At 41.2% G+C, this 16,214-nt stretch carries 12 protein-coding genes and 3 rRNA genes; 1 reads left to right on the top strand and 14 read right to left on the bottom strand.

Going from position 1 to position 16,214, the window contains the following annotated elements; translation table 11 throughout:
• Window positions 1–194: 194 nt before the first annotated feature.
• Window positions 195–2,171, bottom strand: a complete 1,977-nt coding sequence (metG, locus tag LS41612_RS22900; protein ID WP_024362581.1) for a methionine--tRNA ligase — start codon at window positions 2,169–2,171, stop codon at window positions 195–197.
• A gap of 347 nt (window positions 2,172–2,518) precedes the next feature.
• Between metG and abrB the strand changes: the two genes are divergently transcribed.
• The gene (gene abrB, locus LS41612_RS22905; protein ID WP_024362580.1) at window positions 2,519–2,797 is read left to right on the top strand and encodes a transition state genes transcriptional regulator AbrB; all 279 of its coding nucleotides are present in this window, start codon (window positions 2,519–2,521) and stop codon (window positions 2,795–2,797) included.
• Between the two features lie 269 nt (window positions 2,798–3,066).
• On the opposite strand, the gene rsmI is transcribed toward abrB, so the two are convergent.
• From rsmI to LS41612_RS22970, 13 genes are all read right to left on the bottom strand, one after another.
• Complete coding sequence (rsmI, locus tag LS41612_RS22910; protein ID WP_024362579.1) at window positions 3,067–3,942, bottom strand: 16S rRNA (cytidine(1402)-2'-O)-methyltransferase; 876 nt, start codon at window positions 3,940–3,942, stop codon at window positions 3,067–3,069.
• Window positions 3,939–4,202: a GIY-YIG nuclease family protein gene (locus LS41612_RS22915; RefSeq protein ID WP_024362578.1), complete on the bottom strand. Its 264-nt coding sequence runs from the start codon at window positions 4,200–4,202 to the stop codon at window positions 3,939–3,941. Before LS41612_RS22915 ends, rsmI begins: the two co-directional genes overlap by 4 nt.
• Entirely contained in the window at window positions 4,186–4,935 is a 750-nt protein-coding gene (locus tag LS41612_RS22920) for a tRNA1(Val) (adenine(37)-N6)-methyltransferase (RefSeq protein ID WP_024362577.1), read from the bottom strand. The genes LS41612_RS22915 and LS41612_RS22920 overlap by 17 nt, the downstream gene beginning before the upstream one ends.
• Before the next feature lie 63 nt (window positions 4,936–4,998).
• The gene (gene yabA, locus LS41612_RS22925) at window positions 4,999–5,355 is read right to left on the bottom strand and encodes a DNA replication initiation control protein YabA (protein WP_024362576.1); all 357 of its coding nucleotides are present in this window, start codon (window positions 5,353–5,355) and stop codon (window positions 4,999–5,001) included.
• Window positions 5,356–5,382: 27 nt separating this feature from the next.
• On the bottom strand, window positions 5,383–6,198 hold the full coding sequence (locus tag LS41612_RS22930) for a PSP1 domain-containing protein (protein ID WP_024362575.1): 816 nt from the start codon (window positions 6,196–6,198) through the stop codon (window positions 5,383–5,385).
• The gene (gene holB, locus LS41612_RS22935) at window positions 6,191–7,195 is read right to left on the bottom strand and encodes a DNA polymerase III subunit delta' (protein WP_024362574.1); all 1,005 of its coding nucleotides are present in this window, start codon (window positions 7,193–7,195) and stop codon (window positions 6,191–6,193) included. Before holB ends, LS41612_RS22930 begins: the two co-directional genes overlap by 8 nt.
• Window positions 7,196–7,353: 158 nt before the next feature.
• Window positions 7,354–7,794, bottom strand: a complete 441-nt coding sequence (locus LS41612_RS22940) for a YaaR family protein (protein ID WP_024362573.1) — start codon at window positions 7,792–7,794, stop codon at window positions 7,354–7,356.
• A 95-nt stretch (window positions 7,795–7,889) separates the two neighbouring features.
• Window positions 7,890–8,219, bottom strand: coding sequence for a cyclic di-AMP receptor DarA (gene darA / locus LS41612_RS22945; protein ID WP_024362572.1), 330 nt, complete (start codon window positions 8,217–8,219; stop codon window positions 7,890–7,892).
• 281 nt (window positions 8,220–8,500) lie between these two features.
• Window positions 8,501–9,130 (bottom strand): dTMP kinase, encoded by a 630-nt coding sequence (tmk, locus tag LS41612_RS22950; RefSeq protein ID WP_024362571.1) that lies wholly within the window; start codon window positions 9,128–9,130, stop codon window positions 8,501–8,503.
• 17 nt (window positions 9,131–9,147) lie between these two features.
• Window positions 9,148–10,572 (bottom strand): aminotransferase class I/II-fold pyridoxal phosphate-dependent enzyme, encoded by a 1,425-nt coding sequence (locus tag LS41612_RS22955; RefSeq protein ID WP_024362570.1) that lies wholly within the window; start codon window positions 10,570–10,572, stop codon window positions 9,148–9,150.
• Window positions 10,573–11,068: 496 nt separating this feature from the next.
• Window positions 11,069–11,184: ribosomal RNA gene (gene rrf, locus LS41612_RS22960) — 5S ribosomal RNA — on the bottom strand.
• Window positions 11,185–11,369: 185 nt separating this feature from the next.
• A 23S ribosomal RNA gene (locus LS41612_RS22965) occupies window positions 11,370–14,297 on the bottom strand.
• A gap of 180 nt (window positions 14,298–14,477) precedes the next feature.
• Window positions 14,478–16,029: ribosomal RNA gene (locus LS41612_RS22970) — 16S ribosomal RNA — on the bottom strand.
• Together the 16S, 23S and 5S rRNA genes form the textbook arrangement of a ribosomal RNA operon.
• Between the last annotated feature and the right edge of the window lie 185 nt (window positions 16,030–16,214).

Below are 16,214 nucleotides of genomic sequence, written 5' to 3' on the forward strand. Positions count from 1 at the left end.
TACAATTTTGTTACAAACAAATTAGTATTGTGACAATACACTTATAAATATTCGGCAAAACTATTACCATGTACCTAAAATTCGTCAATTTACGCGTTGCATAAGTTATAGCAGAATAACTTTCAGCCGAATAATGGTCCAAATTTAGAATGGCCTGCTGAATATTTTCTACTCAACAGGCCATACTGCATTTTTTATTTTACTTTTGCACCATTTTCAAGTTTTGGATCAACAGAGGCTAGCTTTAAAATTCCATCTTTTTCACCCGCTAAAATCATCCCTTGTGATAATTCACCACGTAATTTTACAGGTTTCAAATTTGCAACAACAATCACTTTTTGTCCGACTAGCTCTTCCGCAGTATAATACTTAGCAATTCCCGAAACTACTTGGCGTTGCTCATATCCAAGGTCAACTTGAAGCTTTAATAATTTATCCGCTTTCGGAATCGGTTCACATGCTGTAACCGTTGCCACACGTAAGTCTACTTTCATAAAATCATCAATAGATATTTCTGGAATTTCTGGAATTTCCACAACTTTTGATTCTGTGCTTGGTTCTTCTTCTTGAGAAGTTTTTACAGAGCCGCGCATTTCTTCACGAATGTAAGTAATTTCAATTTCACTATCTAAACGTGGGAAAATTGGTGTACCTTTTTCTACCACTTTAATGTTTGCTGGAATAGTATTACCGAATGTTTCAATTGTTTCCCATGATAAAAATTTGTCGTCTAATCCTAATTGTTGCAATATGCGTGTCGGTGTAGATGTCATAAATGGTTGTAACATAACGGCAATATGATGTAAACTCTCTGCCAAATTTCGCATAACAGCCCCTAATTTTGGCTTATCTGCTTCTTCTTTTGCAAGTACCCAAGGCTGTGTTTCATCAATGTATTTATTTGTACGAGATACTAGTGTCCAAAGGTCAGCTAATACAACACTAAATTGCATTTTTTCCATACTTTCTTCATATTTAATACGTACAGTTTCTGCATGCACTTTTAATGCCTCATCAAATTCTGTCGATTGAAGATTTTCTGTAGGAATATTGCCATCAAAATACTTATTAATCATAGAAATTGTACGGTTTAATAAATTACCTAAATCATTAGCTAAATCAAAATTTGTTCGCTCCACAAATGATTCTGGTGAAAATACGCCATCTGAGCCAAATGGTAACTCTCTTAATAGGAAGTAACGTGTTGCATCTAATCCATAACGTTCGATTAACATTTCAGGATAGATAACATTTCCTTTTGATTTCGACATTTTTCCGTCTTTCATCATAATAAATCCATGCGCGAACACTTTTTTAGGTAATGGTAAATCAAGAGCCATTAAGAATATCGGCCAATAGATTGTATGGAAACGTACGATATCTTTTCCTACAACATGTACATCGGCTGGCCAATATTTATTAAATAACGTTTCATCTTCTGATAAGTAACCTAAAGAGGTAATATAATTTGTTAACGCATCTACCCAAACGTAAATTACGTGTTTTGGATCTCCCGGTACTTTAATGCCCCAATCAAATGAAGTTCGTGAAACTGATAAATCTTCAAGCCCTGGTTTAATAAAGTTATTAATCATTTCGTTTTTACGAGATTCCGGTTCGATGAATTCTAAATTTTCTTCATAATAAGCGAGTAGGCGATCTGCGTATTTCTTCATATTAAAGAAGTAAGATTCTTCTTTAACTTTGTGTACAGCGCGACCACAGTCTGGACACTTTCCATCTTCTAATTGTGTTTCAGTAAAGAATGACTCACAAGGGGTACAGTACCACCCTTCATACTCACCTTTATAAATATCGCCGTTGTCTAAAAACTTTTGGAAAATCTTTTCGACAGTTTTTTTATGACGTTCTTCCGTTGTTTGAATGAAATCATCATAAGAAATATCCATTAATGCCCAAAGTTTTTTTGCTGCCTCGGCAATCTCATTTACATATTCTTGAGGATGCTTGCCAGCTTCTGCAGCTTTTTCTTGAATCTTTTGTCCGTGCTCGTCCATCCCAGTTAAGAAACGTACATCATAGCCACGTAAACGTTTGTAACGTGCAATCGTATCAGACGCTACTGTCGTATACGCAGTACCAATATGAAATTTTCCACTTGGATAGTAAATCGGGGTTGTTATATAGAATGTTTTGTTTTGTTCGCTCACGAGAACTGCCTCCAATGTTTCACAGTATAATATCTATTCTATCGAAGTACGAAATTCGTTTCAATGAAAGTTTATCGAATGCGAAAAATGTCGAATATTATATTAATCCATTTAATGTCTTTTATAAGAAGCTTTTTTACTATAAAATAAAATCTATAATAAAAACCTTTTAAAAATGTAGAAATAACAGTTTTCTCCTCAAAAATTTTTACAAACAAGAAATAATTACTGTATTAATTAATTGACGTTTATGGCATTACTTGGTATGATAACTATCAGACAAGGAAATTATGTCGAAATTTGACGAAACACAAATATAACTTTTACTTATAGGAGGAAAAATAATTATGAAATCAACAGGTATTGTTCGTAAAGTCGATGAATTAGGTCGTGTGGTAATTCCAATCGAACTTCGTCGTACATTAGGTATCGCTGAAAAGGACGCTTTAGAAATCTACGTAGATGATGACAAAATCATCCTAAAAAAATATATGCCAAACATGACTTGTGCTGTTACTGGTGAAGTTTCTGATGATAACTTCCGTCTAGTTGGAGGCAAATTAATTTTAAGCCCTGAAGGCGCAGAAATGCTGATGAAAGAAATCCAATCTAGCTTAAAAAAATAAACCCTTTCCTGCACCTAAATCGACAACAGCGGTTTAGGTGTTTTTATTATTTAATAAAAATTTCTTTTTATAATGGTAAAGTATTATATATACTTCCCATATAATGTCCATGTCAGACCTCTTTTAATAAGATTACTCGCTTTTACAATTATTATCAATTTAAACATTTGCATTTTAATAAGGATAATCATTCTCAATCGTTATAGTTTGGTAAATATTGTTTATTGCGAATAAAAAAGATTGCCTCCGTGGAGACAACCTTTTCATACTCACTCACTATGGTATTCGTTATAAATATCACGCTTCGCTACTTGGCGCAGTTTCGCTACCTCTTTTATTGCTTCCTTAGAAGTAACGCCTGATTCGGCAATAATATAATCGACATGTTCCACAACATTCATGTCAATCCAATATACATCTTCTTGCATATCTTCTTCTGCATTTTGATTTCCTTCTAAAACAATACAAAATTCTCCACGGATTTCTTCGGTTTGAGACCATTCCACCGCTTCTGATATAGTACCACGAAGAAACTCCTCGAATTTTTTTGTCAGTTCACGCGCCAGCACAATGCGGCGATTACCAAGAATTAATTCCATATCCTTTAGTGTTTCTTTTAAACGATGGGGAGCCTCGTAAAATAAGATGGTTTCTTGTCTTTTTTTTAATTGCTCTAATTGTTGTCGTCTCTCTTTTTTTCCACGATTTAAAAACCCGTAAAAGAAAAAGGGTTGTGGTGTTAAACCAGAAGCAATTAAAGCAGAAATTGCGGCATTTGCACCTGGAATTGGTACTACAGCTATTCCTTCGGCAATTGCCTTACTCACAATATCTGCCCCTGGGTCCGAAATACAAGGTAAACCAGCATCACTTACTAATGCCACTGTCTTTCCTTGACGTAAAAAACTTAGTAGCTTCTCTCCCCCGGCATCAATATTATGTTCGTGATAACTTACAAGTGGTGTTTCAATATCAAAATAGTTGCAAAGCTTCTTTGTATTCCGTGTATCTTCAGCAGCGATCACATCCGCTTCCTTTAAAATACGTAGTGCACGTACACTCATATCCTCTAAATTGCCAATGGGTGTTGCTACAAGATATAAATGTCCTTGATGATCGTGCATCGTACTTTTTTGTGATTTCACGATTTATCCCTCCCTATATAGTTCGTTTTTTGCGCCCGTGTTAACTGCTTAAAAGCATATTCTGCCCGCATCGCTTCTTGTTTTGTGTCGAAAGCTTCGACATAAATACATTCAACTGGTCCTCTAGCCCGTGTATATTTGGCACCTTTTCCTGCATTATGTGCGGCAACACGTTTTTCTACATTATTTGTATAACCTGCGTAATAAGTCTTGTCCGCACATTCTAACACATAAAAGAAATGACTATTCGTTTTGTCCATAAAGCATTGCTCTCACTTCGGCTGTATATTCATTATTTGAATCATAGACATACAGTGGGGGTAATATTTTCAAATCTGGTTTACCATCCTTTATTGCTTCTATTAATAAAGTATTGGCTTCCTTCCCTACTTTCGGATAAATCAGTTGCATGCGTTTTGGTTCTAATCGATTTGCTCGCATAGCTGTGACAATATCCAATAAGCGACCAGGACGATGTACAAATGCTGCTTTTCCACCTTGTTTTAATAATCTACTTGCCGATTGCACTGCTTCATCGAGTGTTAAATGTAACTCATGTCGTGCTATCGCGTAATGTTCGGATAAATTTTTATCACTTGCTTCATGCGCTAAAAAATATGGCGGATTACAAGTCACTACATCATATTTTTCTATTCCTAATTGAGATGGAATTTCCTTTACATCCCCAAGTACCATATTGATTTGTTGTGCTAGGTTATTATACCGAATACTTCGCTCTGCCATATCAAATAAACGAGGCTGTAATTCTACACCCGTAATATGCCCTTTCGTTCTAGCACTTAAAAATAACGGAATAACACCATTGCCTGAGCATAAATCCACTATTTCCCCTTTATGATAAGGTACATTGACAAATTTCGAAAGTAACACTGCATCCAATGAGAAAGAAAAGACAGATGGGCTTTGAATAATACGTAAATTCTCTGCCAACAAATAATCTAACCTTTCATCATCCTTCAACCAATTTTCCATGAGCCTTCCTCCTACTATACAAAACAAAAGACTGATACCACCGAAGCGGGAATCAGTCTTCTATTACACATTTTGCTTATTTAAAAATGATAGACAAAACAGACAATCTTCACCTTTACGTGAACTTCCAAAATGAACATGACAAACGTGGAAGCCCTCTTGGTATAGACGTGCTAAGTTATCATATCCCTCGCCAATATCTAATGGATTCTCTTTCTTCTCATCTGTAGCCTGTACGGTGTTCTCTTTAGAAAGTAGTTCTTCTAGACGTGTACGAAGGTGATGATTTTCTGTTTCGAGTGCCTTATGTTCTTCCATCATTAACGCTACAAATTGCTTCAATGCACCAAATTGCGCCTGCATTGCTTCGAGCTGTTGTTCGAACTCCATAACGGTATCTAAGAAATTACGGTCCTTCACCCAAGCCACCTCGTTAAATTCTCTATCTTATATAAGATTTTTTTCGCATGCTAGCAGTTCTTCGAGCGTATACTCAACCGTGCGCTCTTGCTCCTGTAAATATACTTGAATAAGTCTCTCTAGCACATTTAAACCAACAACTCTCCCACGGCCATCTGGTGTCATTGTCATTTCACCAATATCCGGCATACCCTCTTTTGCTTCTTCGTATTCATCGTTTTCATACTTCAAGCAGCACATTAAACGACCACATAACCCAGATATTTTAGATGGGTTTAAAGATAAATTCTGATCTTTTGCCATTTTAATAGACACCGGATCAAAATCACCTAAAAATGTTGAACAGCATAGCATTCGGCCACAAGGACCAATACCACCTAATAATTTTGCTTCATCTCGAACACCAATTTGGCGGAGCTCGATACGCGTTCTAAAAACAGATGCTAAATCTTTTACTAAATCCCTGAAGTCAACACGACCTTCTGCCGTAAAGTAAAAGATTATTTTATTGCGATCAAATGTATATTCAACATCAACAAGTTTCATCTCTAGTTTATGTTCTATAATTTTTGCATTTGCTAGCTCAAATGCACGTTTTGACTCTATCGCATTTTCTTCAACTTGAATACGATCACGTTCATCTGCTGGTCGTAGTACTTGTTTAAGTGGCAATACGACATCATTTTCCCCTACTACTTTTTGAGGGACAACTACCTTCCCGTATTCTACACCACGAGCTGTCTCTACAATGACATATTGACTGTCCTCTAGTAGAAATGATGCTGGATCGAAATAATATATTTTACCCGCCTTTTTAAAGCGGATTCCTACTACATTATACAAATGTATATCCCTCCTGCAGATTTAGCATTAGCTGCTCCATCAATAACGTCCTATTCATGTTACGCTGTAAAGATGCACGCGCCTGTAAAATGGACTCCATTTGACTAGATAGGCGTTCAAAAGTCGAATGTAACGCAGCTTCTTTAAAAGTCTGTAACATGTCTGGATAAGTACAAGCTGCTTCGGGATTAGCTTTTATTGACACTATATCACGGTAAGCAAATAGTAGTAAATCCAATGCTTGCTCCATTTCGCTTTTTTCCTTAAATAGTGGCAACCATTCCTCATGTACAACTATCATAGCTTCATGTACATTTTGGCGAATTGCCTCTACTAATTTTAACACTGTTTTTCGAGCCTGTGCAAACTGCTCATCTTTTGCTAAAAAAATAGCGGTTTCGAGCTCGTTCGTCATCATGCTAACCGTAGAAGCCATGGAGTGGGGAACGTCATTTTCTTGCAAATGCTTTAACAACAATTGACGCGGCATCTTTTGAAACTTAATATGCTGACAGCGCGAACGAATAGTAGGTAATATTGATTGCATCTGCTCTGTTAACAAAATAGCCGTAACTTCTCCATCGGGTTCCTCTAAAAATTTTAAAATCATATTAGCAGATGCTATATTTAAACGATCCGCATGATGCAGAACGTAAATTTTACGTCCTTGCTCAACACCCATCATTTTCATCTCAGAAATAAGATCACGTATTTGATCAATTTTAATAAATTGACCTTCCGGATAGATTTCGTGAATATTCGGATGATTTCCCGAATCAACACGTCTGCAATTTCGACATGTTTCACATGGAACATTTTCATGTGGATGTTCACATAGCATTAATTTTACAAAAAAATGCATAATATCCACTTTCCCTGTTCCTTTTTCGCCATCAAAAATGTATGCATGGGCTAATCTATTTTTGTCAAAAATCGTTTGAAGCTGCTTCATTACGACTGGCTGTAGTGTGAAAAGCTCTTCAACATTCTTCGCCATTTTTTATTATATTCCTTCCTATATCAATAAAGCCTTTTGGACTTGTACATGTAAATTTATTTTTGGTAGAAGCAACGCTTTACCAATTGTGATAGTAAGGAGTCCTACTGATCAAATTTGAAAAAAGCCCGCGCCTACAAGTGAACAAGACACGGGTTTTACATATATAAATTAATTAATAGACCTTTAATCTCGCCAATTTTGTCAAGAAGGTCAATCGCTTCCTTTTCTTCATCTAAAATATCTTGTGCAAGCTCCACAAGACGCGTATCAATTGTCTCAATGATTTTCAATCGTCTTCCTTCACCAAAACGATTCCATGTATGCGATTGTTTTAATTCCATACCATGCTCTACAGTTTCCTGTAAGAAACGCTTCACAAGCATTTTAAAACGAGCAAGCTCTCGCAAATTACGGGATCTTGCGACACGGTCACCAGCAGTTGAAATATCCCCCAACAATCGTGTTAGTTGTTCGGTTTGCAATTTGGAGCCTTGCTTGACGACCATATCACCAAATCGGTTATTTTGATTATTATTTTGTAGAGGCTCCTTACGATTAGTATTGATCCCGACACGTATATCTTGATTGATCTTCAAGCTTCATTCGCCCCCAATTGCTTTATTATCAATGTCATCTATAGTTATGAATTTTTACTGCCAGTTTGGCAATGCTCACTAAATATTAAATACTGTTAAAAGTGGTGAAATTGTTCGATTGGTAAAACAAAGACGGTAGCGCCCCCTACCTCTACCTCCACTGGATATGGGATATAGGAATCTGCATTACCACCTAATGGCGATACGGGTGCAACCAATTGTTCCCGTGCTCGACAATTATCACGGATAATATCTAAAACTTTGGGTATGAGAGAGTCTTCTGTTCCAATTAGAAACGTCGTATTACCAGAGCGTAAAAAACCCCCTGTACTCGCTAATTTTGTTGCGCGAAACTGATTTTTCGTTAAAGCATTCGATAAGCGGCTACTATCCTGATCTTGTACAACAGCTACGACTAACTTCATTCGCACTCACCCCTTTATATAATTGGCCTTGATAGAATTTATTCAAAACAGCAACATCTACTAACAATTTCAATCCACACTTAGAACGAAAAGGACGCTAACAACATTCATGTTAAAAAATCTTTGCGACAATTTGTCTTTGTTCATACGCGTATTAGATGAAAGTAGGCACATTGCATTCTTCTTAGCACTTATAAGGTAAAGTTTTCTTTTATCCGATGCAGTAAATGGGTCATCAGATGTTACCATTATATCACAATATGGTAGTTAACTTCATGTTTTTACTGCATTGCCTTATACACTATTGACCATACATCTTCAACTACATGCTCCATACTTTGGTCGGCATTAATAACTCTTATACGTTCTGGATATCGTTTTACTAATTGTAAATATCCCTCACGCACCTTTTGATGAAAGGCCAAGCTTTCAACATCAAGGCGGTTTACTTCACGATCCCCATGTGCGTGTATACGCGCTAAACCAACCTCTGGTGAAATATCAAATAGGATAGTTAAATCGGGTAATTTTTTCCCAATTGCAAATTCATTAATTGATAGTACTTCATCTACACCGATGCCACGTGCATATCCTTGGTAAGCTAACGATGAATCAATAAATCGATCACAAATAACCATTTTCCCAGCATCTAAAGCAGGACGTACTTTTTCAAAGTAATGCTGACTTCTCGCTGCTGCGTACAACAATGCTTCCGTCCGTTCATCCATTGCTGTGTGCGCGGGATTTAAAATGATTGTTCGAATTTTTTCGGCGATTTCAATGCCTCCAGGTTCTCTCGTTGCTAAAACATCTATATTTTCTTGTGCTAATCGTTCAGCTATTTTTTTAATTATGGTTGTTTTCCCGGCACCTTCTGGACCTTCAAATGTAATAAATAAATTGCAATTCATGCTGTTATTGCCTCCAACTATTTAATGACCTCGATCATTTTTTCCTCTAACCTGTGATTTCCTTGAAATGTTGCACCTGTTGCAAGTAATTCCTCTAACTGACTTAGTTTAGCCACCGTAATTTTTTCTCCTGGAACGAGTAATGGGATGCCAGGAGGGTAAGGAATAATCATACTTGCAGCCGTACGTCCCATTGTCCGCATGTAGGGTAGCCATTCCTTCTTCATATTTGCAATTTCATCAAATGAATATGCTGGTTCCGTAATAGCCGTGAAACTATAGGCATTGTGCGAAACGGCTTGTATTTCTGTTTTTTCAGTGTTTAATAATGCTGTCACAGCCTCTTTTATACGAACACGAATCTCTGCAAATGGAAAGCTATACCCTTGTTTTAAAAGTGGCAATACAAGTAATACCTGATGAGCATCGGCAAGCTCTGCATATACCTGCTTCGCTTCTAATGCTTCCTGTAGTTGATAGCCACTATAACCTTTAACACGAAGCAATAACTTTATAGGGTCATCTACCTCGATGACTTCAAGCGAACCAATTGAACGTAATGCATCGACCCATTGATTTTTTTTCTCTATTATATATGCACCATCGCTCTCCATATATGTCTGTATATAATAGCGTGCATCATCCAAAGAAGCTAACAATATATAAGATGGACTGCTGGATTGTAACATGCGTAAATAGTGATGGATACTATCAACATTCACTAATTGTGAGTTCACATGCATAAAAGAAGCCATGGTCATAGCGGGCAATGTTTTGTGCGCTGACTGCACAACAACATCCGCGCCGAAGGTTAAAGCAGATGGCTGGAATAAAGAACAAGCATTAAAATGAGCCCCGTGCGCTTCATCTACTAAAACGGGAATGTTTTTTTCATGACAATATGCTATTTGCTGCGATAGTTCTTTAGATATCATACCGTAATATGTTGGATACGTTAAAACCACTGCCTTAACGTCTGGATACTCATCAACTGCCTGTTTTAGATCGTGATAGGAAACATGTGTTGCAGTTAATGTTCGGTCGTCCCAAAGTGGAGAAACATAAACAGCCTTTGCTCCAACAAGCTCAATTGCATGAAAAATAGATTTATGAGCATTACGTTGTACAATGATCGTATCGCCTCTTTTACATGTAGCATATATCATCGCTAAATTCCCAACTGTTGAGCCACCTACTAAAAAAAAGCTTTTCGTCGCACCATATGTTTCAGCTAGTAAATTTTCAGCCTCTAATATCATTCCCTCAGGATAGTGCAAGTCATCCATTCCTGTTAACTCTGTTACATCGTAGCGCATAACATCTTTAAAAGCCTGTGGTAAGCGAGAAAATTCTCCATGTTTATGCCCTGGTACATGAAAGGATATATTTTGTTGTTGTCGAAAACGCTCTAAACCTTCTACAATTGGCTTTTTCTTTTGCAAAACAAGACACCCTTTTTCGTTTATTATATTCTTTAATTATACGGGATTATGGCACGATAAAAAAGCTATCCTATAAAATAGGATAGCTTAAGATTTAAGATGCAAGAATAACCATAAAACAGCATTTGGTTTTCATTCCAACTGCTACAACGATTCAAAAAGTACCAATAATTTAGTTGGGACAGCAAAATGCAGAAACTTCTCTCTTATTCCTAAAAAAGAATGGCCCCTCTCAATATAGCAAATTCTTTAAGTATCTCTTTTTCATCACTTTCACCATTTACAATACCTCTATCTATTTCTTACCGTCTCTATTGATGTATGATGTCACCCATTCTCCAATAGTTTTCTCAGGTTAACGATACACATGCTCATACTTTTTGGGCTAAGCAACTAATCATGATATTACAATGTGTGATTGTTTCTTTAGCGCTTTGGATACGTTAGGATTTCAAATAAAAAAAGACTGAAGATTTCTCTTCGGTCTTTTTAAGTTGCCTAGCGACGTCCTACTCTCACAGGGGGAAGCCCCCAACTACCATCGGCGCTAAAGAGCTTAACTTCCGTGTTCGGTATGGGAACGGGTGTGACCTCTTTGCCATCATCACTAGACTATTTACGGCTTTCAATATACATCGTATTTCTTTGTCAGCTTCATTCGTTCAGTCAGTCACGTACAGACGTACGCTCCTTCCTTCTCTCAATCGCTTCCGCGAACTACTCGTATCTTGTAACCCTTTTATGAAAGATTGTTCTTTCAAAACTGGATAAACGGTGCATTGAATGTTTCAAACTTTTTGGTTAAGTCCTCGATCGATTAGTATTCGTCAGCTCCATGTGTCACCACACTTCCACCTCGAACCTATCTACCTCATCGTCTTTGAGGGATCTTACTTACTTGCGTAATGGGAAATCTCATCTTGAGGGGGGCTTCATGCTTAGATGCTTTCAGCACTTATCCCGTCCACACATAGCTACCCAGCGATGCCTTTGGCAAGACAACTGGTACACCAGCGGTGTGTCCATCCCGGTCCTCTCGTACTAAGGACAGCTCCTCTCAAATTTCCTACGCCCACGACGGATAGGGACCGAACTGTCTCACGACGTTCTGAACCCAGCTCGCGTACCGCTTTAATGGGCGAACAGCCCAACCCTTGGGACCGACTACAGCCCCAGGATGCGATGAGCCGACATCGAGGTGCCAAACCTCCCCGTCGATGTGGACTCTTGGGGGAGATAAGCCTGTTATCCCCGGGGTAGCTTTTATCCGTTGAGCGATGGCCCTTCCATGCGGAACCACCGGATCACTAAGCCCGTCTTTCGACCCTGCTCGACTTGTAGGTCTCGCAGTCAAGCTCCCTTGTGCCTTTACACTCTACGAATGATTTCCAACCATTCTGAGGGAACCTTTGGGCGCCTCCGTTACCTTTTAGGAGGCGACCGCCCCAGTCAAACTGTCCGCCTGACACTGTCTCCTGCCCCGCTAAGGGGCATGGGTTAGAATTTCAATACAACCAGGGTAGTATCCCACCGACGCCTCCTTCGAAGCTGGCGCTCCGAGATCTCTGGCTCCTACCTATCCTGTACAAGTTGTACCAAAATTCAATATCAGGCTACAGTAAAGCTCCACGGGGTCTTTCCGTCCTGTCGCGGGTAACCTGCATCTTCACAGGTACTATAATTTCACCGAGTCTCTCGTTGAGACAGTGCCCAGATCGTTACGCCTTTCGTGCGGGTCGGAACTTACCCGACAAGGAATTTCGCTACCTTAGGACCGTTATAGTTACGGCCGCCGTTTACTGGGGCTTCAATTCGCAGCTTCGCTTGCGCTAACCACTCCTCTTAACCTTCCAGCACCGGGCAGGCGTCAGCCCCTATACGTCACCTTACGGTTTTGCAGAGACCTGTGTTTTTGCTAAACAGTCGCCTGGGCCTATTCACTGCGGCTCTCATGCGCTTGCACGCTCAAGAGCACCCCTTCTCCCGAAGTTACGGGGTCATTTTGCCGAGTTCCTTAACGAGAGTTCTCTCGCACACCTTAGGATTCTCTCCTCGACTACCTGTGTCGGTTTGCGGTACGGGCACCTCTCACCTCGATAGAGGCTTTTCTTGGCAGTGTGAAATCAGGAACTTCGTCCATACGGACTCGCCATCACAGCTCAACGTTACAGTGTGCGGATTTGCCTACACACACGCCTTACTGCTTGGACGCGCACAACCAACGGCGCGCTTACCCTATCCTACTGCGTCCCCCCATTTCTCAAACGGTGAGGAGGTGGTACAGGAATATCAACCTGTTGTCCATCGCCTACGCCTATCGGCCTCGGCTTAGGTCCCGACTAACCCTGAGCGGACGAGCCTTCCTCAGGAAACCTTAGTCATACGGTGGACGGGATTCTCACCCGTCTTTCGCTACTCATACCGGCATTCTCACTTCTAAGCGCTCCACCAGTCCTTCCGGTCTGACTTCAACGCACTTAGAACGCTCTCCTACCACTGACATCGTAGATGTCAATCCACAGCTTCGGTGAATCGTTTAGCCCCGATACATTTTCGGCGCAGCGTCACTCGACCAGTGAGCTATTACGCACTCTTTAAATGATGGCTGCTTCTAAGCCAACATCCTGGTTGTCTGTGCAACGCCACATCCTTTTCCACTTAACGATTACTTTGGGACCTTAGCTGGTGGTCTGGGCTGTTTCCCTTTTGACTACGGATCTTATCACTCGCAGTCTGACTCCCGTGTATAAATATCTGGCATTCGGAGTTTGTCTGAATTCGGTAAACCGGGATGGCCCCCTAGTCCAAACAGTGCTCTACCTCCAGTATTCTCATCACGAGGCTAGCCCTAAAGCTATTTCGGAGAGAACCAGCTATCTCCAAGTTCGATTGGAATTTCTCCGCTACCCACACCTCATCCCCGCACTTTTCAACGTGCGTGGGTTCGGGCCTCCAGTAAGTGTTACCTCACCTTCACCCTGGACATGGGTAGATCACCTGGTTTCGGGTCTACGACCACGTACTAATTCGCCCTATTCAGACTCGCTTTCGCTGCGGCTCCGCCTTCTAAAGCTTAACCTCGCACGTAATCGTAACTCGCCGGTTCATTCTACAAAAGGCACGCTATCACCCATTAACGGGCTCTAACTACTTGTAGGCACACGGTTTCAGGATCTCTTTCACTCCCCTTCCGGGGTGCTTTTCACCTTTCCCTCACGGTACTGGTTCACTATCGGTCACTAGGTAGTATTTAGCCTTGGGAGATGGTCCTCCCGGATTCCGACGGAATTTCACGTGTTCCGCCGTACTCAGGATCCACTCTGGAGGGAACGAACTTTCGACTACAGGGCTTTTACCTGCTCTGGCGGACCTTTCCAAGTCGCTTCATCTAACTCATTCCTTTGTAACTCCGTATAGAGTGTCCTACAACCCCAAGAGGCAAGCCTCTTGGTTTGGGCTCTTCCCGTTTCGCTCGCCGCTACTCAGGGAATCGATTTTTCTTTCTCTTCCTCCAGGTACTTAGATGTTTCAGTTCCCTGGGTCTGCCTTCAAGACGCTATGTATTCACGTCAAGATACTACGCGATTAAACGTAGTGGGTTCCCCCATTCGGAAATCTCCGGATCAAAGCTCACTTACAGCTCCCCGAAGCATATCGGTGTTAGTGCCGTCCTTCTTCGGCTCCTAGTGCCAAGGCATTCGCCGTGCGCCCTTAATAACTTAACCTAGTTATTAAGCCTATAAAAAACTTAAAAAATAAATGTGTTTGTTACAATTTCAATGTCGTTTTATCCAGTTTTCAAAGAACAAATTTTGAAGTGTTTCATTCAGAAGAATGAACCTTCAAAACTGAACGCAAAACGTAATCTTACAAACCCAAGGTTTGTATTCCGAAAATATCCTTAGAAAGGAGGTGATCCAGCCGCACCTTCCGATACGGCTACCTTGTTACGACTTCACCCCAATCATCTATCCCACCTTCGGCGGCTGGCTCCAAAAGGTTACCTCACCGACTTCGGGTGTTACAAACTCTCGTGGTGTGACGGGCGGTGTGTACAAGGCCCGGGAACGTATTCACCGCGGCATGCTGATCCGCGATTACTAGCGATTCCGGCTTCATGTAGGCGAGTTGCAGCCTACAATCCGAACTGAGAACGACTTTATCGGATTAGCTCCCTCTCGCGAGTTGGCAACCGTTTGTATCGTCCATTGTAGCACGTGTGTAGCCCAGGTCATAAGGGGCATGATGATTTGACGTCATCCCCACCTTCCTCCGGTTTGTCACCGGCAGTCACCTTAGAGTGCCCAACTAAATGATGGCAACTAAGATCAAGGGTTGCGCTCGTTGCGGGACTTAACCCAACATCTCACGACACGAGCTGACGACAACCATGCACCACCTGTCACCGTTGTCCCCGAAGGGAAAACCATATCTCTACAGTGGTCAACGGGATGTCAAGACCTGGTAAGGTTCTTCGCGTTGCTTCGAATTAAACCACATGCTCCACCGCTTGTGCGGGCCCCCGTCAATTCCTTTGAGTTTCAGTCTTGCGACCGTACTCCCCAGGCGGAGTGCTTAATGCGTTAGCTGCAGCACTAAGGGGCGGAAACCCCCTAACACTTAGCACTCATCGTTTACGGCGTGGACTACCAGGGTATCTAATCCTGTTTGCTCCCCACGCTTTCGCGCCTCAGTGTCAGTTACAGACCAGATAGTCGCCTTCGCCACTGGTGTTCCTCCAAATCTCTACGCATTTCACCGCTACACTTGGAATTCCACTATCCTCTTCTGCACTCAAGTCTCCCAGTTTCCAATGACCCTCCACGGTTGAGCCGTGGGCTTTCACATCAGACTTAAGAAACCACCTGCGCGCGCTTTACGCCCAATAATTCCGGACAACGCTTGCCACCTACGTATTACCGCGGCTGCTGGCACGTAGTTAGCCGTGGCTTTCTAATAAGGTACCGTCAAGGTACAGCCAGTTACTACTGTACTTGTTCTTCCCTTACAACAGAGTTTTACGAACCGAAATCCTTCTTCACTCACGCGGCGTTGCTCCATCAGGCTTTCGCCCATTGTGGAAGATTCCCTACTGCTGCCTCCCGTAGGAGTCTGGGCCGTGTCTCAGTCCCAGTGTGGCCGATCACCCTCTCAGGTCGGCTACGCATCGTTGCCTTGGTGAGCCGTTACCTCACCAACTAGCTAATGCGCCGCGGGCCCATCCTATAGCGACAGCCGAAACCGTCTTTCAGTATTGTCCCATGAGGGACAAGAGATTATTCGGTATTAGCCCCGGTTTCCCGGAGTTATCCCAAACTATAGGGTAGGTTGCCCACGTGTTACTCACCCGTCCGCCGCTAACGTCAAAGGAGCAAGCTCCTTCTCTGTTCGCTCGACTTGCATGTATTAGGCACGCCGCCAGCGTTCGTCCTGAGCCAGGATCAAACTCTCCATAAAAGAAATTTGATTAGCTCAAATTGTTTTGCTGGCATCAATTTTGATGTCCAAAATTTTGTTTCGTTCACTAACGAAGTTAGCTAGTAAAAACTATATTGATTACGTTTTGCTTGTTCAGTTTTCAAGGTTCATTTTGTCGCCGCTTGTTTCAGCAACTCTTATATAATACCATCTTTTCAAATCGA

The organism is Lysinibacillus sphaericus (assembly GCF_002982115.1).
In the GTDB taxonomy this organism is placed as follows: domain Bacteria; phylum Bacillota; class Bacilli; order Bacillales_A; family Planococcaceae; genus Lysinibacillus; species Lysinibacillus sphaericus.

What these genes read in the sequence shown, in the direction of transcription:
- abrB (WP_024362580.1), top strand. Translation starts at nt 2,519, where the DNA reads ATGAAATCAACAGGTATTGTTCGTAAAGTCGATGAATTAGGTCGTGTG.
- LS41612_RS22915 (WP_024362578.1), bottom strand. Translation starts at nt 4,202, where the DNA reads ATGGACAAAACGAATAGTCATTTCTTTTATGTGTTAGAATGTGCGGAC.
- LS41612_RS22920 (WP_024362577.1), bottom strand. Translation starts at nt 4,935, where the DNA reads ATGGAAAATTGGTTGAAGGATGATGAAAGGTTAGATTATTTGTTGGCA.
- holB (WP_024362574.1), bottom strand. Translation starts at nt 7,195, where the DNA reads ATGGCGAAGAATGTTGAAGAGCTTTTCACACTACAGCCAGTCGTAATG.
- darA (WP_024362572.1), bottom strand. Translation starts at nt 8,219, where the DNA reads ATGAAGTTAGTCGTAGCTGTTGTACAAGATCAGGATAGTAGCCGCTTA.
- tmk (WP_024362571.1), bottom strand. Translation starts at nt 9,130, where the DNA reads ATGAATTGCAATTTATTTATTACATTTGAAGGTCCAGAAGGTGCCGGG.